This window comes from Streptomyces caniscabiei, assembly GCF_014930365.1.
GTDB classification, from domain to species: Bacteria; Actinomycetota; Actinomycetes; order Streptomycetales; family Streptomycetaceae; genus Streptomyces; species Streptomyces caniscabiei.
Map to the genome: position 1 here is coordinate 29773 of NZ_JABXWI010000015.1, position 19811 is coordinate 49583.

At 71.9% G+C, this 19811-nt stretch carries 20 protein-coding genes; 10 read left to right on the forward strand and 10 right to left on the reverse strand.

Annotated features, from left to right (window positions below):
* The first annotated feature begins 29 nt into the window (after window positions 1–29).
* Together HW837_RS35060 and HW837_RS35065 are read left to right on the forward strand one after the other, a co-directional pair.
* A complete protein-coding gene (locus HW837_RS35060) occupies window positions 30–815 on the forward strand; it encodes a dioxygenase family protein (RefSeq protein ID WP_045556182.1) in 786 nt (261 codons plus the stop codon).
* 260 nt (window positions 816–1075) lie between these two features.
* The gene (locus tag HW837_RS35065; RefSeq protein ID WP_045556183.1) at window positions 1076–1426 is read left to right on the forward strand and encodes a DUF1330 domain-containing protein; all 351 of its coding nucleotides are present in this window, start codon (window positions 1076–1078) and stop codon (window positions 1424–1426) included.
* 70 nt (window positions 1427–1496) lie between these two features.
* Here the strand turns inward: HW837_RS35065 and HW837_RS35070 are convergent, their stop codons facing one another.
* A complete protein-coding gene (locus HW837_RS35070; protein ID WP_093791168.1) occupies window positions 1497–2015 on the reverse strand; it encodes a GNAT family N-acetyltransferase in 519 nt (172 codons plus the stop codon).
* Window positions 2016–2226: 211 nt separating this feature from the next.
* Here HW837_RS35070 and HW837_RS35075 point away from each other — a divergent pair, with 211 nt between their 5' ends.
* On the forward strand, window positions 2227–3225 hold the full coding sequence (locus HW837_RS35075; RefSeq protein WP_045556185.1) for a sigma-70 family RNA polymerase sigma factor: 999 nt from the start codon (window positions 2227–2229) through the stop codon (window positions 3223–3225).
* A gap of 1012 nt (window positions 3226–4237) precedes the next feature.
* Here HW837_RS35075 and HW837_RS35080 read toward each other — a convergent pair.
* The gene (locus HW837_RS35080) at window positions 4238–5212 is read right to left on the reverse strand and encodes a helix-turn-helix transcriptional regulator (RefSeq protein ID WP_045556424.1); all 975 of its coding nucleotides are present in this window, start codon (window positions 5210–5212) and stop codon (window positions 4238–4240) included.
* Between the two features lie 62 nt (window positions 5213–5274).
* On the opposite strand from HW837_RS35080, the gene HW837_RS35085 reads away from it, so the two are divergent.
* From HW837_RS35085 to HW837_RS35105, 5 genes are all read left to right on the forward strand, one after another.
* Complete coding sequence (locus HW837_RS35085; RefSeq protein ID WP_045556186.1) at window positions 5275–6870, forward strand: MFS transporter; 1596 nt, start codon at window positions 5275–5277, stop codon at window positions 6868–6870.
* Window positions 6871–7111: 241 nt separating this feature from the next.
* Window positions 7112–7936 (forward strand): DeoR/GlpR family DNA-binding transcription regulator, encoded by an 825-nt coding sequence (locus HW837_RS35090; RefSeq protein ID WP_193380339.1) that lies wholly within the window; start codon window positions 7112–7114, stop codon window positions 7934–7936.
* Window positions 7933–8880 carry a 1-phosphofructokinase gene (gene pfkB / locus HW837_RS35095; RefSeq protein ID WP_045556188.1) on the forward strand — a complete coding sequence of 316 codons (948 nt, stop codon included), beginning with the start codon at window positions 7933–7935 and terminating at the stop codon, window positions 8878–8880. Before HW837_RS35090 ends, pfkB begins: the two co-directional genes overlap by 4 nt.
* Before the next feature lie 186 nt (window positions 8881–9066).
* Entirely contained in the window at window positions 9067–11202 is a 2136-nt protein-coding gene (locus HW837_RS35100) for a PTS fructose transporter subunit IIABC (RefSeq protein WP_045556189.1), read from the forward strand.
* Window positions 11203–11380: 178 nt separating this feature from the next.
* Window positions 11381–11659 (forward strand): hypothetical protein, encoded by a 279-nt coding sequence (locus HW837_RS35105; RefSeq protein ID WP_045556190.1) that lies wholly within the window; start codon window positions 11381–11383, stop codon window positions 11657–11659.
* A 31-nt stretch (window positions 11660–11690) separates the two neighbouring features.
* On the opposite strand, the gene HW837_RS35110 is transcribed toward HW837_RS35105, so the two are convergent.
* From HW837_RS35110 to HW837_RS35125, 4 genes are all read right to left on the reverse strand, one after another.
* Complete coding sequence (locus tag HW837_RS35110) at window positions 11691–12449, reverse strand: DUF6227 family protein (protein WP_045556191.1); 759 nt, start codon at window positions 12447–12449, stop codon at window positions 11691–11693.
* 157 nt (window positions 12450–12606) lie between these two features.
* Window positions 12607–13824, reverse strand: a complete 1218-nt coding sequence (locus HW837_RS35115; protein WP_045556425.1) for a L,D-transpeptidase — start codon at window positions 13822–13824, stop codon at window positions 12607–12609.
* A gap of 272 nt (window positions 13825–14096) precedes the next feature.
* Window positions 14097–15128: a P1 family peptidase gene (locus HW837_RS35120; protein ID WP_193380338.1), complete on the reverse strand. Its 1032-nt coding sequence runs from the start codon at window positions 15126–15128 to the stop codon at window positions 14097–14099.
* The gene (locus HW837_RS35125) at window positions 15118–16404 is read right to left on the reverse strand and encodes a low temperature requirement protein A (protein WP_078853327.1); all 1287 of its coding nucleotides are present in this window, start codon (window positions 16402–16404) and stop codon (window positions 15118–15120) included. Before HW837_RS35125 ends, HW837_RS35120 begins: the two co-directional genes overlap by 11 nt.
* Before the next feature lie 190 nt (window positions 16405–16594).
* On the opposite strand from HW837_RS35125, the gene HW837_RS35130 reads away from it, so the two are divergent.
* Window positions 16595–16789 carry a hypothetical protein gene (locus HW837_RS35130; protein ID WP_193380337.1) on the forward strand — a complete coding sequence of 65 codons (195 nt, stop codon included), beginning with the start codon at window positions 16595–16597 and terminating at the stop codon, window positions 16787–16789.
* A gap of 28 nt (window positions 16790–16817) precedes the next feature.
* On the opposite strand, the gene mscL is transcribed toward HW837_RS35130, so the two are convergent.
* Window positions 16818–17294 carry a large conductance mechanosensitive channel protein MscL gene (mscL, locus tag HW837_RS35135; RefSeq protein ID WP_177262042.1) on the reverse strand — a complete coding sequence of 159 codons (477 nt, stop codon included), beginning with the start codon at window positions 17292–17294 and terminating at the stop codon, window positions 16818–16820.
* Window positions 17295–17423: 129 nt separating this feature from the next.
* Complete coding sequence (locus tag HW837_RS49050) at window positions 17424–17945, reverse strand: hypothetical protein (protein WP_234442465.1); 522 nt, start codon at window positions 17943–17945, stop codon at window positions 17424–17426.
* Window positions 17946–17949: 4 nt separating this feature from the next.
* Here HW837_RS49050 and HW837_RS50130 point away from each other — a divergent pair, with 4 nt between their 5' ends.
* Complete coding sequence (locus HW837_RS50130) at window positions 17950–18108, forward strand: hypothetical protein (RefSeq protein WP_193380336.1); 159 nt, start codon at window positions 17950–17952, stop codon at window positions 18106–18108.
* A gap of 133 nt (window positions 18109–18241) precedes the next feature.
* Here the strand turns inward: HW837_RS50130 and HW837_RS35150 are convergent, their stop codons facing one another.
* Together HW837_RS35150 and HW837_RS50135 are read right to left on the reverse strand one after the other, a co-directional pair.
* Window positions 18242–19198, reverse strand: a complete 957-nt coding sequence (locus HW837_RS35150) for an S-methyl-5'-thioadenosine phosphorylase (protein ID WP_234442449.1) — start codon at window positions 19196–19198, stop codon at window positions 18242–18244.
* A gap of 272 nt (window positions 19199–19470) precedes the next feature.
* On the reverse strand, window positions 19471–19794 hold the full coding sequence (locus HW837_RS50135) for an FmdB family zinc ribbon protein (RefSeq protein ID WP_078853328.1): 324 nt from the start codon (window positions 19792–19794) through the stop codon (window positions 19471–19473).
* Window positions 19795–19811 lie beyond the last annotated feature (17 nt).

The following is a 19811-nucleotide window of genomic DNA, read 5'->3' on the forward strand; positions in this document are numbered from 1 at the left end:
GTCGCACATGTGTTGAGGGAGTCACCCCTATGTCCGCCGCCACCGCCGAGCGCATGCCCGCCCTGTATCTGAGTCACGGGGCCCCGCCGCTCGCCGACGACCCGATCTGGCCCGGCGAACTCGCCGCCTGGGCCGCGAAGCTGCCCCGCCCCAAGGCGATCCTCATGGTCTCCGCCCACTGGGAGGAGGCCCCCCTCGCCCTCGGCGCGATCGAGACGATCCCCCTGGTCTACGACTTCTGGGGCTTCCCCGAGCACTACTACAAGGTCCAGTACGCCGCCCCGGGCGCCCCCGAACTGGCGGCCTCCGTCCGCAAGCTGCTCCAGGCCCCCGGCACCCCCGTCCAGGACATACCGGACCGGGGCCTCGACCACGGCGCGTACGTCCCCCTCGTCGAGATGTACCCCGACGCCGACATCCCGGTCCTGCAGATCTCCATGCCGACCCTGGACCCGCTGAAGCTGATGGACGTCGGCCGCAAGCTCGCCCCCCTGCGGGACGAGGGCGTGCTGATCATCGGCTCCGGGTTCTTCACCCACAACCTGGCGGCCCTCCGTCAGCCCGGTGTCCCCACCTGGTCTACCGAGTTCGACGACTGGGGCCACCGCGCCCTGGAGACGCGCGACTGGGACGGCCTCCTCGACTTCCTGCACAAGTCCCCGGCCGGACAGCTGGCCCACCCCCGTACGGAGCACTTCGCCCCCCTCTTCGTCACGATGGGCGCGGCCGAGGCCGCCGGCGAACTCGACGCCCAGAGGTCGGTGATCGACGGCTTCTGGCTGGGCCTGTCGAAGCGGTCGGTGCAGTTCGGCTGACAGACGGGTGCGAGGCGCGGCACGCGAGGCGCGGCGGAGAGACGCAAGGCGCGGGGCGCGGGGCGCTGGCCGAGAGGCGCAAGGCGCGGGGCGCTGGCCGAGAGGCGCGGGGCGCGAGCGCGGGCCGGGGTCGCTTACCTGACAGGTCATCGACCCGGGCCCGTACGCCTGCCAGGCTCGACGGCGTAAGCAGCCGACCGACGCGACCGGCACGTCCCACGCGACCGACGTGTCTCACGCGACCAGCCGGAGGGATCCGCATGCCCGCCTACGCCATAGCCCACCTGAAGGACGCCGCCCCGCACCCGGAGATCGCCGAGTACATCGAGCGCATCCCCACCACCTTCGAGCCCTACGGCGGACGCTTCCTCGTGCACGCCACCCCGCACGAGGTGAAGGAGGGGAGCTGGCCCGGGGCCGTCGTGATGATCGGCTTCCCCGGTATCGCCGAGGCGCGCGCCTGGTGGGACTCGCCCGGGTACCAGGAGATCGCCCCGCTCCGCTCACGTCACGTCGAGGGGGACATCATCCTGGTCGAAGGGGTACCCGAGGGCTACGACCCCCGGGCCACGGCGAAGGTCATGCGGGAGTCCCTGGCCGCCGAGCGGTGAGCCCGTGGTTCCCGCGGTCAGCCCGTGGCTGGCGCGGTGAGTCCCGGGGCCCGGAGAGCCGGAAGGCGTCTCACAGTTCCTTCTCGTACCAGGCCACGTCCCAATACCGCCCGAACTTCCGCCCCACCTCGCGGTAGGTGCCGACGTGCCGGAACCCGAAGCGCTCGTGCAGCCGGGTCGACGGCACGTTCGGCTGGGCGATGCCGGCGTAGGCGCGATGCACGTCCTCGTCGGCGAGCGCCTCGAACAGCGCCTTGTACAGCAGGGTGCCCACACCCCGGCCACCCGCCTCCGGAGCGAGGTACACCGACACCTCCACCGAGGTGTCGTACGCCGCCTTCGGGCGAAACGCGCTGCTCGTGGCGTATCCCAGAATCCGCTGTGAACCCGTCTCGACGGCAACCATCAGACGGTGCCGTCCGTCTTCAAGGTGGGAGAGCAGCCAGGGGCGGCGCTCTTCCGGAGTGAAGACAGCCGTGTCGAATGTGATGGGCGTCTCACGGACGTAGTGGTTGTAGAGGTCGGTGAGAGCGGTGAGGTCGGTCTCGACTCCTGGTCTGACCTGCACCTCTACGGACTCCGTCGACATCACGCCCCCTCCTGTGGCGGCACAGGGTACTGCAAGATCAGAAAAATAGTGGGACGGGTTGGGAATTCTGTCCTGATTCCAGTCGTTGTTTCCTTCGGAAGCAGGGCACTCGGGAGAGTGTCCGGGCGGCCACATCACCACCCACGTAGGAACCCGTACGACCAGACAGCCAGATACCACCCTGCCAGCCCACCATCGCAAGGGAGCACGCATGGCAACCCGTGCCGTCGCCGCTCGTCGTTCGTCCGCCTCCGGCCGGACCGACGCGGCTCGCAGCGTTCGCGCCTCTGGCGGCGAGATCGCCGACCGCGACCTGGTCGGCATGTACCTCGACGAAATCGCGCGTACACCGCTGCTCGACGCCGCCAAGGAAGTCGAGCTGTCCCAGATCATCGAGGCGGGTGTGTTCGCGCAGCAGATCCTCGACGGCGAGGAGGAGGCCAGGGCGGACGCCACCCGTGAGGAGCTCGAAGCCCTCGTCGCCGACAGCGAGCGGGCCAAGGACATCTTCATCCGGTCCAACCTGCGCCTCGTCGTGGCCGTGGCCCGGCGGTACCCGCGCAGTGGCCTGCCCCTGCTCGACCTGATCCAGGAGGGGAACGCCGGCCTGGTCCGCGCGGTGGAGAAGTTCGACTACCGCAAGGGCTTCAAGTTCTCGACGTACGCCACCTGGTGGATCCGTCAGGCCATCACCCGTTCGATAGCGGACCAGTCGCGCACCATCCGGCTGCCCGTCCACCTCGTCGAGGAGCTGGGCCGGATCCGCCGTGTGCAGCGCGAGTTCAACCGCGAGCACGGGCGCGACCCGGAGCCCGCCGAGATCGCCGCCGAGCTCGGTTCCAACGCGGACCGCGTCAGCGACGTCCTCGACTGGGCCCGCGACCCGGTCTCGCTGAACATGTCGGTGGACGACGACGGCGACACCCAGTTCGGCGATCTGCTGGAGGACACCTCCGCCGTCTCGCCCGAGCAGTCCGTGCTGACGCTGCTGCGCAGCGAGGAGCTGGACGGCCTCATCGGGCGCCTCGACCAGCGCACCGCGTCCATCATCAAGATGCGGTACGGCATCGAGGACGGCCGCGAGCGCACCCTCACCGAGGTCGGCAAGGAGCACGGTCTCACCCGCGAGCGGATCCGCCAGATCGAGAAGCACGCCCTGCTCGAACTGAAGAAGCTCGCCCGGGACACCGGCTTCGACGCGGCCGCCTGACGGAGGCGGCATGACCGAGGCGGCATGACCGAGGCCGACCACCGAGGTTCGACGATCCAGGTCCGACGATCGAGGTCCGACGATCGAGGTCCGACGATCGAGGTCCGACGGTCGAGGTCCGACGATCGAGGTCCGACGATCGCGATCTGGACAGCCGAGGTCCGCAAGGCCGAAGTCGACCAGCCGACCAGCCGAGGCCCGAACACCGACCAGGGCCCCGTAACGGCCCGCCCCCCTGGGGCCGCCACGGGGCCCGGCCCGGCCCACCGTCGTACGCACGCCGCCCGCACCGGGTCGTACGTCGGCCGCGCTCCGGTCCGTATCTGCGCCGCGCTCCGGCCGCACTCCGACATGTTCCGGCGGTACTCGCGCCGCGCTCCGGACGCGCTCGGGCCGTACTCGCGCCGCGTTCCGATCGGACAGCGGCGGGGCACCGGCGGCACTCGGCCGTACGGCGCGGCAGCCCTCCGCCCGTACGCCGGACGCCTTTTGACCGTTCGACATCACCCGCTTGGCCGTTCTCTGCCGCCACTCGGCTGTTCTCTGCCGCCGATTGGCCGTAGGACGCCGCTACTTGGCCGTACTACGCCGCTTCAACTCCCCGTTCGCGGGGCACAAGACTTCCGGGCACGACTTCACCGGCCCGGAGCCTCTGGCCCGGGACCCGGAGTTCGACCGCCTCGACAGCAGTCATCCGAAGCCGAGTCCCGACGCTCTCCCCCCAGCGCCGGGACTCTCCGAGAGCCGGGCTTCGGCGCCTCCCCCCCCTGGCGCCGAAGTCCGGCTCGACTTTCGCCCCGCTGCCGTCCTCGCTACCGGCTCCGCCGCCGGGGAACGCCGCCGGGGAACGCCGCCGGGCCACCCCGGACCTGAACCCCGGGGTGACCCGAACGCCAGATTGTGTCACAGAGCCCCACTTCGCCGGAGGCCCGGCGACGGCCGTCCCCGCACGTCAGAGGCGCAGTAGACCTGCCTCGCCCCCCGCCTCCTCACACCTCGCCCCACCCGCCCCTCACCCGTCGGCGTCCCCGGCCGCCCGGGTCAGTCGAGCCCCCAACTCCCTTACGTACCGCACCAGTTCCGGCGGCTGACGCACCGTGAAGTCGCAGTCGACCACGGCGAGCCGGAACGCGAGCCATTCCACGGAGTCGCCGACCGACGCCCGCAACCGGCAGCTGTGCTCGTCGACGGGCTCGGGCGTACCGAGCCAGCCGGGCACCCGGGCCGCGATGAACTCGGCCGGCGCGGCGAACGTGACGTCGAACTCGTACGTCTCCTGCCGCCGGTACATCGACTGCTTCAGATACTCCTCCGCACTCCCCGTCGGCAGCTCGCGCGGTGTGAACCGGGCGCCCGTGGCGAAGGGTTCCTCGACCCGGTCCACCCGGAAGGTCCGCCAGTCGGCGCGATCGAGGTCGTACGCGACGAGATACCAGCGGCGCCCGGTCGAGACGAGCCGGTACGGCTCGCAGTGGCGGCGCGAGTCCGTCCCCTCGCCGGAGCGGTAGGCGAACCGCAACCGCTCGTGCCCCGCCACCGCCGAGGCCATCACGGTGAGCGTCTCGGGCGTGACGGTGGCCCCGTCGCCGCTGGTCAGGGGAGTGGTGGCGGCCTGCAAGGTGGAGACCCGGTGGCGCAGCCGCGACGGCAGCACCTGTTCCAGCTTGGCGAGCGCCCGTACGGAGGCCTCGTCCACGCCCTCCACCGCGTGCCCGGCCCCGGCCCGCAGCCCCACCGCGATCGCCACGGCCTCCTCGTCGTCGAGGACGAGCGGGGGCATGGCCTTTCCCGCGACCAGCCGGTAGCCCCCGTCGGCGCCCATCGTCGCCTGGACCGGGTAGCCGAGTTCCCGCAGTCGGTCGATGTCCCGCCGCACGGTCCGCCGCGAGACGCCGAGCCGTTCGGAGAGTTCACCCCCGGGCCACTCGCGGGGTGTCTGGAGGAGGGAGAGGAGCTGAAGCAGCCGCGCCGGAGTGTCCGTAGTCATGCCTCCGAGCATGCCGGAGAACTAGGACGCGATCTGACCTACTCGCCCTCTACTTTCCCTGCATGACCTCGACAACGAGCGCCCTGAAGGGGCGCGGGGAACTACGCGATCAGCCACAGACCACCCGCACGGAACCACTGGCAGAAGCCCCAACGGCGCTCGACGCGCCCCCCGGCGGAGCCGATCGCCGACGCTGGACAGCCCTCGCCGTCGTCATGACGGCCGCCTTCATGGACCTCGTCGACGTCACCATCGTCAACATCGCGATCCCCTCCATCCAGCGGGGCGAAGGGGCCACGTTCAGCCAGATCCAGTGGATCACCGCCGGGTACGCCCTCGCCTTCGCCGCGGGTCTCGTCACCGGCGGCCGGCTCGGCGACATCCACGGCCGCCGCCGGATCTTCCTCCTCGGCGTCGGCGGCTTCACCCTCGCCTCCGCGCTGTGCGGTCTCGCCGCGAACCCGGAGATGCTGGTGGCGGCGAGGATCGCGCAGGGTGCGACGGCCGCGCTGATGGTGCCGCAGGTGCTGTCGATCGTGCACGCCACCTTCCCGGCGCACGAACGCGGCAAGGTCTTCGGGCTGTTCGGCGCGATCGTGGGCCTCGGCGCGGTCTCCGGCCCGCTGCTCGGCGCCCTGCTCATCGAGTGGAACCCGCTCGGCCTCGAATGGCGCGCGATCTTCCTGATCAACCTCCCGGTCGGCGTCGCGGGCCTGATCCTGGGCCGCCGGTTCATCAGCGAGTCCAAGGCTCCGCACGCCCTGAAGCTGGACCTCGTCGGTGTCGCGCTCGTCACCGGCGGACTGCTGATGCTGCTGTACCCGCTCACCCGGGGCCACGAGACGGGCTGGCCGCTGTGGGGCTACGTCTCGATGGCGGGCTCGCTCGTCGTGTTCGCGGCGCTGGTGGCGTACGAGCGGCGCAAGGCGGCGCGCGACGGCTCCCCGCTGATCGAACTGTCCCTGTTCCGGGTGAAGAGCTTCGCGGCCGGCATCGCCGTCCAGACCGTCTTCGGGATCGCCCTCGGCGTCTTCTTCCTCGTCTGGACCCTCTACCTCCAGACCGGCCTCGGCTGGAGCGTCCTGAAGGCCGGCCTCACCGGCATCCCGTTCTCCCTCGCCGTGTCGGTCGCGGCCGGGGTGTCCGTCCAGAAGCTCGTCCCGCGCTTCGGCCGCAAGGTCCTCCAGGCGGGCGCGCTGCTGATGGCGGCCGGCGTGCTCCTCTACCTGGCCGGGTCCGAACGGTACGGCCTCGACATCACCCCCTGGCAGATGGCGCTCCCGCTGGTCGTGATGGGCGCGGGCATGGGGCTCGTGGTCGCCCCGCTGACCGACGCGATCCTCTCCGGGGTGCCGCGCGAGCACTCCGGCTCCGCGTCCGGGCTGATCAGCACGGTCCAGCAGATGGGCAACGCGCTCGGGCTCGGGCTGGTCGCCGTGGTCTTCTTCGGCGTCATGGACGACCACCTCGCCCCGTCCGGCATCGGCCCCGCATTCGTCGACGCCTTCGAGTACGCGCTCGGCTGGGTGGCCGCGGTCCTGGTCGCGATCTTCCTGCTGATGTTCGCCCTGCCGGCCCGGTCCTCCACGGCGGGCGCGGAGACGGACGCCGAGGAGCCGGCAGGCGTGGGTGTCGCGGGCCGCGCGGGTGCCGAATAGCGTCGCCGACGCGTGAGACCGACGCGTGAGTGGGGCCCCGCGCCTTCGTGGTGCGGGGCCCCACGCGTACGTCTCACGCGTCTGCCGTCTGCCGTCTGCCGTCTGCCGTCCGCCGTCCGCCGTCCGCCCGATCATGTCCGAGTCGGCCCGAGTGTTGCCCGAACCTGTTTACTTTTCGGGAATCCGGGCGTAACCTCCGAGCGAAACCACAGAATCGGGCATCAGTCGGAGGCGAACGGACATGTACGCACCGGAGCGGCAGCAGGAGATCCTCCGGCTCGCCCGCGACGGCGGCCGGGTGGACGTGGTGTCGCTGGCGGAGGAGTTCCAGGTCACGGCCGAGACGATCCGCCGCGATCTGAAAGCCCTCGACCGGGCCGGCCTCGTCCAGCGGGTGCACGGCGGCGCGATCCCCGCCGGCCGCCTGGACTTCGAGCCCGACCTCGCCGAACGCGAGGGCACCGCGGCCGACCAGAAGGACCGCATCGCCCAGGCCGCCCTCGCCGAACTCCCGACCGACGGCACGGTCGTCCTCGACGCCGGTACGACGATCGCGCGCCTCGCCGCAGCCATCCCGCTGGAGGCCACGCTCACCGCGGTCACCCACAGCCTGCCGATCGCCGCCCGACTCGCCGACCACCCCGGCATCCAGCTGCACCTCGTCGGCGGTCGCGTCCGCCACCGCACCCGTGCCGCCGTGGACGCCTGGGCGCTCCGGGCCTACGGCGAGATCCGCGCCGACGTCCTCTTCGTGGCCGCCAACGGCTTCTCCACCGACCACGGCCTGACCACGCCCGACCTCGCCGAGGCCGCCGTCAAGCGCGCGGCCGTGACCGCCGCCCGCCGCGTGGTGCTGCTCGCCGACTCCTCCAAGCACGGCCAGGAACACTTCGCCCGCTTCGGCGACCTGAGCGACGTGGACCTGCTGATCACGGACACCGGCCTGAGCGCCGAGGACGCCCTCGCCATCGAACGCAAGGGCACCGAGGTGCTGCGCGTCCCCGGCACCGAGCCCCTCGGCGGCTCCGGCACCACCCGGACCAACGGCCGGAAAGACCGCTCATGATCCTCACCGTCACCCCGAACCCGTCCCTCGACCGCACCTACGAGGTCCCCTCCCTCGACCGCGGCGAGGTCATCCGGGCCACCGGCGAACGCATGGACCCCGGCGGCAAGGGCGTCAACGTCTCCCGCGCGGTCGCCGCCGCCGGACGCCGGACCGTGGCCGTCCTGCCCCTCGGCGGCGCGCCCGGCGCACTCGTCGCGGACCTGCTCGACGCCCAGGGCATCGAGGTCGCCCGCGTGGCGGTGGCCGGGGCGACCCGCTCCAACATCGCCCTGGCCGAGGCCGACGGCGTCCTGACGAAGATCAACGCACCCGGCCCGGAACTCACGGCCGCCGAGCGGGAACTCCTCCTGGAGACCGTCCGCGCCCAGTCCGCCGACGCCTCCTGGATCGCCTGCTGCGGCAGCCTCCCGCGCGGCCTCGCCCCCTCCTGGTACGCCGAACTCGTCGCCCGCGCCCACGCCGCCGGCGCCCGCATCGCCCTGGACACCTCCGGCCCGGCCCTCCTCGCCGCGCTCCGCGAACGCCCCGACGTCGTCAAGCCCAACGCCGAGGAACTCGCCGAGGCGGTGGGGCGCCCCCTCGCCACCGTCGGCGACGCCGTCAAGGCCGCCGAGGAACTCCGCGAGATGGGCGCCACCGCGGTCCTGGCCAGCCTCGGCGCCGACGGCCAACTCCTGCTGGACGCCTCCGGCGCCTGGTACGGCACCGCCCAGGTCGCCGCCGTCCGCAGCAACGTCGGCGCCGGCGACTCCTCCCTCGCCGGGTTCCTCATCGCCGGCGGCCAGGGCCCCGACGCCCTCGCCTCGGCCGTGGCCCACGGCGCCGCCGCCGTCCAGCTCCCGGGCAGCGTCATGCCCACCCCCGCCGACCTGGACCCCGCGGCGGTGACGGTGACACGGGAGGTCCCTGCGGACCGGGCGCTGAGGGAGCCGGTGTCATGACCAGCGGGAGCCGACATCCGCGAACGAACCTTCGTTCTGGTTTATCCGGCGCCGCGACCCTCCCCCTCCCCTCATCCCTCCCCCCACCCCTCCCTCGGCCGGCCCCCGTGGCCCGTGCCTCCCACACCCCCGTCCCCACCCCCGCCCACCACAGCCTCGGGCGATACGCGTGCGAAGGAGCCCGCGATGAGCGAGATGATCACCGCGGACCTGGTCGACCTCGACCTGTCCGCCGAGACGAAGGAAGCGGCGGCGCGTGCCCTCGCCGAGCGCATGGTGGCGAAGGGCCGGGTCACCGACCTGGACGGCTTCCTGGCCGATGTGGCGGCCCGTGAGGCGCAGATGCCCACCGGCCTCGACGGCGGCATCGGCATCCCGCACTGCCGTAGCGAGCACGTCACCGAGCCGACCCTCGCCTTCGGCCGCAGCGCGGCCGGCGTCGACTTCGGCGCACCCGACGGCCCCGCCGACCTGATCTTCCTGATCGCCGCCCCGGCGGGCGCGGACGACGCGCACCTGACGATCCTCTCCTCCCTCGCCCGTCAGCTGATGAACACCGAGTTCACGGACGCGCTGCGCGCCGCGGACGACGCGGCCCGCGCCGCCGCCCTCATCCGGGGCGACAGCGCGACCGAGGGCACCGAAGACTCCGCGGCGGCGTCGGGCGGAACGGCCTCCCCCGACGCCGCCGCGGTCAGCACGACCCCGGCCCCGGCGGCCCCCGCCCCGGCGACTCCTCCCTCGGCCGCCCCCGCCCCCGGCCCGGCGACGGACGAAACGGCGGCGCCCGAGACCGCGGCGCCCGAGACGGCCGTCCCCGCCGAGGCCCGCCCCTTCCGGATCGTCGCCGTCACCTCCTGCCCCACCGGCATCGCGCACACCTACATGGCCGCCGAGTCGCTGGAGAACGCGGGTCGGGCCGCCGGTGACGTCGAGATCGTCGTGGAGACACAGGGTTCGGCCGGCTTCACCCGCCTCGACCCGGCCGTCATCGCCGCCGCCGACGGCGTGATCTTCGCCCACGACGTCCCCGTACGGGAGAAGGACCGGTTCGCCGGAAAGCCCACCGTCGACGTCGGCGTGAAGGCCGGCATCAACCGTCCCGCCGAACTGATCTCCGAGGTCCGCGGCAAGGCGGAACGCGGCGAGACCACGGCCGCCGCCCGCCCCGGCACCCCCGTCGACCGCGCGGGCGACTCCGGCGACGGCTACGGCACCAAGCTGCGCAAGTGGCTGATGTCCGGCGTCAGCTACATGGTCCCGTTCGTCGCGGCCGGCGGCCTCCTCATCGCCCTCGGCTTCGCGATCGGCGGCTGGGAGATCAACAGCGCCAAGCCGGTCACCGAGCACTTCGACTGGCTCCAGGTCGACAGCTGGGCGGCCCTGCTCTTCCAGATCGGCGCCGTCGCCTTCGGCTTCCTCATCCCCGTCCTCGCCGGTTACATCGCCTACGGCATGGCGGACCGGCCCGGCCTCGTCCCCGGCTTCGTCGGCGGCATGATCGCCGCCAACATCAACGCAGGCTTCCTCGGCGGCCTGGTCGCCGGTCTGATCGCCGGCGGGGTCGTCATGGGCATCCAGCGGATCAAGATCCCGCCGGTGCTGCGCGGCATCATGCCGGTCGTCGTGATCCCGCTGATCTCGTCGATGATCGTCGGCTTCCTGATGCTGGTGGTGATCGGCAAGCCCATCGCCGAGGCCCAGAAGGGCATGACGGACTGGCTGAGCGGCCTCTCCGGCAGCAACGCCGTCCTCCTCGGCGTGCTCCTCGGCCTGATGATGTGCTTCGACCTCGGCGGCCCCGTCAACAAGGTCGCCTACGCCTTCGCCACCGCCGGTATCGCCGTGCAGGACCCCAGCGACTCCGCGATGAAGATCATGGCGGCGGTCATGGCGGCCGGCATGGTCCCGCCGCTGGGCATGGCCCTCGCCACCACGATCCGCAAGAAGCTCTTCACCACCGCCGAGCGCGAGAACGGCAAGGCGGCCTGGGTGCTCGGCGCCTCGTTCATCTCCGAGGGCGCGATCCCGTTCGCCGCCGCCGACCCGCTGCGTGTGATCCCCGCCTCCATGGCGGGCGGCGCCGTCACCGGCGCGCTGGCCATGGCCTTCGGCTCGACCCTGCGCGCCCCGCACGGCGGCATCTGGGTCACCCCGCTCATCGGCAAGCCGTTCCTCTACCTGCTCGCCGTCGCGATCGGCACGGCCGTCACGGCCGGCCTGGTCATCGTCCTGAAGGGCATGCGCAGGACCCAGCCGGGCGCGGCCCCGCAGGCCGCCCCCACCGCCACGGCGGAGACGAAGGAGCCGGTCGCGGCCTGAACCCGGGACCGTACGACGGCCGCGGCCCCCTCCCGAGCGAGGGGGCCGCGGCCGTCCGCGTTTCCGCCCCGTGCGCCCCTTTGGGCGCCTTTACAACCCGTGTGACGTGTAAGCCGTACCTGCGAGATACGTCACGGTCCGGGCTCAAAGTCCCATCCGGTGGTGTCTACTGGACGGCATGCCTGAGCACGTGTCAATACTCCAGCTGTTGGGCGGGACAGCCCTTGTCCTCGCGGCGGTCATCTGGGTCGCCGTGCTCGTACGGGTGCTGCGCCGCGACCACGAGGCCCACCGCGCCCGCTTCGTCGGCCTGACCCGCGGCCGCGGCCGAGGGCTGCGCGGCCTGCCCCATCAGCGCCGCAAGGGCCCGCACGTCGAGCACGTGGAGCTGACCCCGGCCGAACAGGACGCCTTCGCGTTCCTGGCCCGCCAGTTCAGCGACGACCGCCTGGCCTGAGCGCACCGCTCCCAGGAGGCCGCCCGGTCGGCTAACCGAGCGTCCCCGCCCGCCGTTCCATCGCGTCGCGGGCCGCGTCCTCCGACACGTACACCTCGCACATGTGCCGACCGTCCGGGGTGGCCGTGTGCTCGACCTCCCAGAGGGAGATCTCCTGCCCGTCGGTGAGCAGGAAGGCGTGCTCGTAGAGCGAGAAGCTGAGGCCCGGCCGGCCCCGGCGCGCGGGGCGGTGCGGGCGGCCGAAGGCCTGGGTGATCTCGTGCGCGAACGCGGTCCGCAGCAGCAGCGTGGCCAGCTCGTCCCCGGGCGGGTCCGGGTTCTCCGCGCGCCGCAGCAGCCGACGGGCGTGATCCGCCGAGTCGTCCGGCACATACTCGTGACGCGGCTCCGGGAACGCCGCCAGCTCCACCGTGACGGGCAGCTCGAAGTCGGGGGCGTCCGGCGGCAGCGGCAGCCGCGCGGTGGCGGCCCGCAGCTCCTCGTCGTCCGTGTAGACCTCGTGCTGGGTGTCGCTGCCGGGCACCGTGTTGTGCACCAGCTCCCACAGGGTGACCGCCGAGCCGTCGGCCAGCAGCCAGGTGTGCCGGTACGTCGCCCGGTGCAGCCCCGAACTGTAGTGCGCGGAGTGCAGCGAGCTGTCGTGCGCGAGGGCGCAGTCGAGCTGCCGTATGGTCTCGTCGGGCAGTTCGAAGGAGTTCAGGGCGCGGCCGAGGAGTCGCGCGAGGTGCTCCTCAGGAGACTCGGGCGACTCGGGTGGCTCGTACGCTGCCGTCTCGTACGGAACGCTCAAGGTTTCTCCCGGCGTTGCTGCATGTCACCTTGTGGGTGCATACCGTAGCCCCTCGGTCGGACATCATGTCCGGGAACCGAGAAAACGTACGCCTCTAAAACGCCGGAGCCGCGCGGTTGGTTCCCGCGCGGCTCGGCGAACTACCGGAACGACGTGGTCAGATGGCGCCGCCCGCCGTCCACTCGCTCCACGGCATGTTCCAGCCGTTGAGGCCGTTGTCCGGCGCGACCGTCTTGTCGGGGGAGTTCTTGACCGTCACCACGTCGCCGATCAGCGAGTTGTCGAAGAACCACTTGCCGTTCGTGGCGCTGTTCGCGCCCTGGGCATCCGCGAGACCGATGCAGCCGTGGCTGGTGCCCTGGCGTCCGAAGGGCGGGTTTCCCCTGCTATACCAGTAGTTGCCGTGGACGAAGGTGCCCGACGTCGTCAGCCGCATCGCGTTCGGCACGTCCGCGATGTCGTACTCACCGCCGAAGCCCACCGTCGACCCGTTCATCCGCGTCTGCCGGAACTTCTCCGAGATCACCATCTGACCGTTGTACGTCGGGTTCGCCGCGGCGCCCGCCGAGATCGGCAGCGTCTTGATCGTCTTTCCGTCCCGCACGACCGTCATGGTCTGCGTGTTCACGTCGACCGTGGACACCTGCGACCGGCCGACGGTGAACGTGACGGTCTTGTCCTGCACCCCGTACAGCCCGTTCGCACCCTTCACACCGTCCAGGTCGATCTTCATCGTGACCTTGGAACCGGCCTTCCAGTACTCCTCGGGCCGGAAGTCGAGCCGCTGCTCCCCGAACCAGTGCCCGACCACCTCCTGCCCGCTGCTCGACGTCACCGTGATGTGCGACTGCACGGCCTTGCGGTCCGCGATCGCCTTGTCGAAGGTGAACGACACCGGCATCCCCACGCCGACCGTGGTGCCGTTGTCCGGCGTGTAGGTGCCGATGAAGCTGTTGGCCGTCGACACGGTGGTGAAGATGGAGTTGGCGGCCGACGTCTTCCCGGCCGCGTTCTTCGCCGTCGCCGAGATCCGGTACTTCGTGCCCCGCTCCAACTGCTCCTTCGGCTTCCAGGACCGCCCGTCGGCGGCTATCTCGCCCGCCACGGCCTCGCCGCCCTCCGCGACGGTCATCTCCACCTCGGTCAGCTTGCCGCCGCTGACCTTCACCCCGGTCGAGTTGATGGACGCGCCCGTCGAACCGTCCTTCGCCGAGATCGTGATCTTCGCCGCCGTGTCCTCGGCCGAAGTCCCCTTGCCGTCACTCTTGTTGTCGGCCTGGGCGTCCCCGCCGCAGCCGGTGAGGGTCAGCGCACCGACCACCAGCACGGCACAGGTCCCCAGTGCCCGCCGTACAGCAATCTTCGGCCTCGTCACGATCTGCTCCAGCTTCTTCGCTTCTAGGCGATCCACGTCATCCGCTCCGGTACGTGGACATAGAGCGACCGGCGGCAGAGCGGGTTCCCCCTGCCCCCGCCCCAGCACAATCACGTGACAGAACCGGGACATTCACTCCCGCCGCCCCACCTCAACTCACCGCCCCCCACGACTCCCGGGAGCCTCCCCCCTCTCCTCCCCGGCTCCCTCCCCCTCGCGTCTTCGTGGCCCCGCAACAGGGTCGTCGTTCGCCCCTGGCTTCCCCTCGCCCCTCAACGCCTCCCGTACAACTCCCCGTACGACGGCCACACTCCGCCCGGGCCGGCCACCGGCTCGGCTGCTCGTACCGCCCGGACGATCGCGCGGGTCACCAGGTCCGCTCCTGCCGCGAGGAGTTCGTTCAGGGCGAGAGGGCCGGCCTGGGGCGGCAGCGGTCGCGTGCCCGTCGCCAGGGTGAACACCGTGTCCCCGTCGTTGAGCAGATGCACAGGACGCACCGCGCGGGCTATCCCGTCGTGTGCCGTGCCGGCCAGCTTCTGGGCCTGGGCGCGGGTCAGGTCGGCGTCGGTGGCGACCACGGCCAGCGTGGTGTTCATCGGGGGAGGGGCACTCGCCGCGGCGGCCTCGGCGATCCGCCGACGCGCTCCCTCGTGCACCTCCATCGCCGGATACGTCACACGCCCCTGGAACAACTCCCCGTACAGCACCCCCGTCTCCGGATCCGTCACCGATCCCGCCGCGTTGGCCACCACCAGGGCCGCCACCGTGATCCCCGAGTCCAGCACGGTGCTCGCGGTGCCCACGCCGCCCTTGAGCAGTCCAGCCGTCGCCCCCGTCCCGGCCCCCACACATCCCTCCGCCACCGGGGCGCCCGGCCCGCTCTCGTCCGCCGCTTCCACCGCGGCTCGGCCCACGGCGGCATCCGGTCTGGCCTTGAAGTCACCGCCCCGGCCCAGGTCGAAGACACAGGCCGCCGGCACGACCGGCACCACGTGCGCCGGGTCCAGGCCGACCCGCACGCCCCGCCCCCGCTCCTCCAGCCAGGCCATCACCCCCGACGCGGAGTCCAACCCGTACGCACTGCCGCCGGTCAGCACCACCGCGTCGACCCTCTGCACCAGGTTGCGCGGATCGAGCGCGTCCGTCTCCTTGGTGCCGGGCCCGCCGCCGCGCACGTCCACGGCCGCGACCGCGCCGCCCTCCGGAGCCAGCACCACCGTGGTCCCGGTGAGCCAGCCCCCACCGACCCGTGTGGCGTGCCCGACCCGCACACCGGGCACGTCGGTCAACGCGTCAACTGCCATGAGTGTCTCGGGTGTTGTGGGTCTGCCCGTGCGTCCCGTGCGTCCCTGCCGCGTGGGCGTGCGGGACGCTGTGACCGCGGGCGCCGATGGCCACCCCGGCCGCGACCGTCAGGGCCGTCACAGCACCCGCCGCCGGTACCGCCCAGTGCCCGAGGAACGTGCACAGCACCACGGCCAACGCGGCGAGCGGCAGCACGGCCTGCTGCGCCGTGCCCACCTTGTAGTGCCGGGCGTGCAGCGCCCACACGGAGACGAGGTACAGCGCCGTCGGCAGTGTCACCGCCGAGGACGCGGCCAGGGTGGAGATGTGCGCCTTGTGCACCGTCTCCTCCACCGCGACCTCCAGCCCGGCGCCGATCGCGGCAGCAGAAGCGAAGATCAGGTAGTGGCCGTACCCCCACAGGAAGCTCTGTCTGTTGGAGCGCAGATGCCCGTGGATGGGAACGGTGAAGTAGATCCACCACGCCGAGAAGACGATCAGCAGCCCGCCCACCGCGATGGGCAGGAGGTCCCCCAACGCGTCGTGCTCGTCCGCCGCCGACTTCACCGCGACCGTGGCCGCCAGGATCGTCTCACCCAGCACGATGATGGTGAACAGGCCGTACCGCTCGGCGATGTGATGCGGATGCCAGGACGTCTGGAAACCTCTCTCCGCGTACAGCGGGACGGACAACTCGGCGATCGCCATCACCAGGAACAGCCACGGTCTGGCCGGCTCCGGCAGGACCAGCAGCCCCAGCCAGCCGATCTGGCACAGCGCCACACCGCCCGCGTACCGCAGGGCCGTGACCCGTTCCGCGTCCGTCGCGGTCCGCGCGGCCCGCAGCCACTGCGCGGTCATCGCCAGCCGCATGATCACATAGCCGAGCACGACCAGGGACCAGTCGTGGTCCTCGAAGGCCCGGCCGACCCCGGCGGCGAGCACCAGCACACCCGCCATCTGGACGAGCGTCACCAGGCGGTAGGGCACGTCGTCGTTGTCGTAGGCCGAGGCGAACCAGGTGAAGTTCATCCAGGCCCACCAGATCGCGAAGAAGACCATCGCGTAGTTCAGGATGCCCTCGGCGGCGTGTGCCTCCGCGACGGCGTGGACCAGCTGGACGCCCGCCTGGGCGACGGCCACGACGAAGCACAGGTCGAAGAAGAGCTCCAGTGGCGAGGCGACCCGGTGTTCCTCCCCACGGCCCCGCGAGACCAGCCTGCGCACCGGCGCCCTTCCCGCGCCGGAGGAGGGGGCGGGAGCCGAGGGAGGCGGGGGCGCGGAACGGGGCGTCATGGGGCCAAGCACACCAGAAAACCCGGTGGACGTCTCGCTCAGGTGTCCACCAGTACCGGGCCGGACCGAGGGTGTGCATGGACGGGCCCGCAAAGGGGCCGACGGAGGACCCGGGGCCGAGGGCGGCGTCGGGGCGAGCCCAGGAGGCGGCGCGGGAGGTCGTCCAGGTGCGGGGCCGTACGCTGGAGGCATGAGTACCGCTCCCACCCCCGGCTCCGGCTCCGAACCGCGCGACCCCAAGGCCGCGCTGGTCTTCGACGACCCGCTCAGCCGGCCGTCGTCGGACGACACGGACCACGGATGGGGCGAGCCCTCCGGCGACGGCGGCGACAGCGCGGCCGACCTGAAGCGCTTCCTCGACGAGAAGCCGCCCCACCACATCTGACGGTGCCGGCCGAAGGCCCCGGCCGCCGCTACGTGCGGTCGTGACCCGAGCCGCGCTGGGCCACCAGGGCGTCGCGGATCTCCTTCAGGACCTCCAGCTCGGTCACCTCGATGACCTCGTGCGTGCCCTCCTTCGCCTTGCGGCGGGCCTCCACCCGGGCCAGGTACTTGGCCATGGGGAGCACCATCAGGAAGTAGACGACGGCCGCGGTGATGAGGAACGTGAGCGTCGCGTTCAGCACCGTGCCCCAGAGGATCGCGACGCCGTGGGTGACCGTGCCGTCCGCGGCCACCGTGCAGGGGTCCTTCCAGCAATAGCGGTACTGGTCGAGGTTCTTCGTGCCGAACGCCCCCACCAGCGGGCTGATGACCCCCTTCACCACCGAGTTGACGATGTTGGTGAAGGCCGCGCCGATGACCACGGCGACGGCCAGGTCGACGACGTTCCCCCGCATCAGGAAGGCCTTGAAGCCCTCCCAGACGCTCGGCTCCTTCTTCTCGCTCACCACGAGGCCTCTCTGCGCTGGTTGTGGAACAAACGACTCCGCAACCTACGTCAGGGTCGGTCCCCGGTGTCCAACTGGGTCCCTCCATCGTGGGACTTGACGGACCTGGTCCCGTCGTCGGGCGCGCGGTCACCACAGTGTCACCGCCAGGCGGGACGTGGCACCCGCGCCGGCCAGCCGGGCCGCCGTGCGGCGGGGCACGGTCAGGACGACCAGGGCTCCGCTCTCGGCCGCGTCGGCGGCGGGCACCTCGGAGACGCGGGCGCCCCGGGCGACGATCCTCGCGGCACCGCCCGACGCGGAGTCCTCGGCCGCGATCACGTCGACCCGGTCGCCCGGGCGCAGCAGCCGTACCGTCGCGCCGTCGGCGATGCGGACCGGGGCGGTCACCGTCCCCACGCGGGCGGGCCGTTCGGGGACCGGGTCGGCCACGGGGTGCCCCCTGACCCGTTCCGCCTCCTTCGGGCCCGCCCCCGTCACCAACAGGGCGGCGGCGGTCACCGCCAGACCGGCGGCCATGGCTCGCCGCCGGCAGCGGGCGAGACGGCGGAGCCGGTGCGCCCCGCCGCGCACCCGAAGCGGGGCGAAGTGTGGGACCTCGCAGGTGGGAGGGGCATCGGTGCCGGGTGGGCCGGCGGCCCAGGACGGGATACGTGTGGACGACGAGGACGAGGACGAGGACGAGGACGAGGGCGAGGCCGACGCCGAGTGTGAGTGCGAGGGCGAGGAGGAGGACGGCGCGGGCGAGAAGGCGCTCGGGGTGTTCGGGGGCACTGACGACGTACGGGACATGAGGCCACCACCTGCTGTGTGAGATCGGCTTGCGGTCCCACGATGAGGCTTCGCGGCGAGACCCGCCGAGCCCTGTGGACCACCCACCGGTTGTGGAAAACCTCGCCACTCGAACGAGGACTTCCGCCTCGGTGCGGCCCCCGGCCCTCACCCCGTCACGGCAGCACGAACCCCGGATCCATCCCGCCCAGCGCCTTCGTGCACAGGCAGTCGCGGCCCTCGTTCGGCGGCAGGGCGGCGACCGCCTCGAAGAGGACGCCCCGGAGGCGGTCGATGTTGGCGGCGAAGACCTGGAGGACCTCCTCGTGGGAGACGCCCTCGCCGGTCTCGGCGCCGGCGTCGAGGTCGGTCACGAGGGTCAGGGAGGTGTAGCAGAGCTCCAGTTCACGGGCGAGGATGGCCTCCGGATGGCCGGTCATGCCGACCACGGACCAGCCCTGCGCCTGGTGCCACAGGGACTCGGCGCGGGTGGAGAAGCGGGGGCCCTCGACCACGACGAGGGTGCCGCCGTCCACCGGCTCCCAGTCGCGTCGGCGCGCCGCTTTCAGGGCGGCCTCGCGGCCGACGGGGCAGTAGGGGTCGGCGAGCGAGACATGGACGACGTTCGGGACGGCACCGCCGGGCAGGGGGAGTCCGTCGAAGTACGTCTGGGTGCGCGACTTCGTACGGTCGACGAGCTGGTCCGGCACAAGGAGCGTGCCCGGTCCGTACTCGGGCCGCAGACCGCCCACCGCGCACGGGCCGAGCACCTGGCGCGCCCCGACGGAACGCAGGGCCCACAGGTTGGCGCGGTAGTTGATGCGGTGCGGCGGCAGGTGGTGGGCGCGGCCGTGGCGCGGGAGGAAGGCGACGCGGCGTCCGGCGATCTCGCCGAGGAAGAGGGAGTCGCTGGGCGGTCCGTAGGGGGTGTCGACCTGTATCTCGGTCACGTCGTCGAGGAAGGAGTAGAACCCCGACCCACCGATGACCCCGATCTCGGCCAGGCCGCCCGCTGCCGTGCTGTGGGCCACTGCCGTGCCGCCCGCCGCCGCCGTGCCGCCAGCCGTGTCGTGCGCCGCGCCGGTCCCGCCCGTCGGCCCGGCCCCGTTGTCCACGTGCTCCGTGTTCGCCATGCCCGCACCCTAACCGGGCCGGAAAACGCCGAGGACCCCGCAGGTCGTCGTACGACGGCAGGGTCCTGAACGGAAGGCGCTCATGCCGACGCGACGCAAGCGTCACCCGGCGATCCGCACCACCCGGCGATCCGCACCACCCGGCGATCCGCACCACCCGGCGAACGGCGCTACGCGGCGAAACGCGCCACCCGGCGACACGCATCACGCGTCGAGACGCATCAGGCAGCGAGACGCATCACGCATCGAAGCGCACCTCGCCGCCTCACGCACTACGCGGCCGACGTGCTGCTCGTGGAGGAAGAGCCCGAGGACGACGACTTCGCGTCGGATGACGACGAGGACGAGGTCGTGGAGGACTTCGCGTCCGAGGAGGACGAGGAGGCCTTCGACGTCGCCGGGCTGCTGCTCGACGACGAGCCACGGCTGTCGTTCCGGTAGAAACCGGAGCCCTTGAAGACGATGCCGACCGCGGAGAACACCTTCTTGAGGCGGCCGTTGCAGTTGGGGCACTCGGTCAGGGCGTCGTCGGTGAACTTCTGCACCGCTTCGAGGCCCTCACCGCATTCGGTGCACTGGTACTGGTACGTCGGCACTGGTCTTCCTCCTGGCA

Bases quoted from the DNA above. Each gene is read 5' to 3' on its own strand.
- HW837_RS35060 (WP_045556182.1), top strand. From the start codon at position 30: ATGTCCGCCGCCACCGCCGAGCGCATGCCCGCCCTGTATCTGAGTCAC.
- HW837_RS35065 (WP_045556183.1), top strand. From the start codon at position 1,076: ATGCCCGCCTACGCCATAGCCCACCTGAAGGACGCCGCCCCGCACCCG.
- HW837_RS35070 (WP_093791168.1), bottom strand. From the start codon at position 2,015: ATGTCGACGGAGTCCGTAGAGGTGCAGGTCAGACCAGGAGTCGAGACC.
- HW837_RS35075 (WP_045556185.1), top strand. From the start codon at position 2,227: ATGGCAACCCGTGCCGTCGCCGCTCGTCGTTCGTCCGCCTCCGGCCGG.
- HW837_RS35080 (WP_045556424.1), bottom strand. From the start codon at position 5,212: ATGACTACGGACACTCCGGCGCGGCTGCTTCAGCTCCTCTCCCTCCTC.
- HW837_RS35085 (WP_045556186.1), top strand. From the start codon at position 5,275: ATGACCTCGACAACGAGCGCCCTGAAGGGGCGCGGGGAACTACGCGAT.
- HW837_RS35090 (WP_193380339.1), top strand. From the start codon at position 7,112: ATGTACGCACCGGAGCGGCAGCAGGAGATCCTCCGGCTCGCCCGCGAC.
- pfkB (WP_045556188.1), top strand. From the start codon at position 7,933: ATGATCCTCACCGTCACCCCGAACCCGTCCCTCGACCGCACCTACGAG.
- HW837_RS35100 (WP_045556189.1), top strand. From the start codon at position 9,067: ATGAGCGAGATGATCACCGCGGACCTGGTCGACCTCGACCTGTCCGCC.
- HW837_RS35105 (WP_045556190.1), top strand. From the start codon at position 11,381: ATGCCTGAGCACGTGTCAATACTCCAGCTGTTGGGCGGGACAGCCCTT.
- HW837_RS35120 (WP_193380338.1), bottom strand. From the start codon at position 15,128: ATGGCAGTTGACGCGTTGACCGACGTGCCCGGTGTGCGGGTCGGGCAC.
- HW837_RS35125 (WP_078853327.1), bottom strand. From the start codon at position 16,404: ATGACGCCCCGTTCCGCGCCCCCGCCTCCCTCGGCTCCCGCCCCCTCC.
- HW837_RS35130 (WP_193380337.1), top strand. From the start codon at position 16,595: ATGAGTACCGCTCCCACCCCCGGCTCCGGCTCCGAACCGCGCGACCCC.
- HW837_RS35150 (WP_234442449.1), bottom strand. From the start codon at position 19,198: ATGGCGAACACGGAGCACGTGGACAACGGGGCCGGGCCGACGGGCGGG.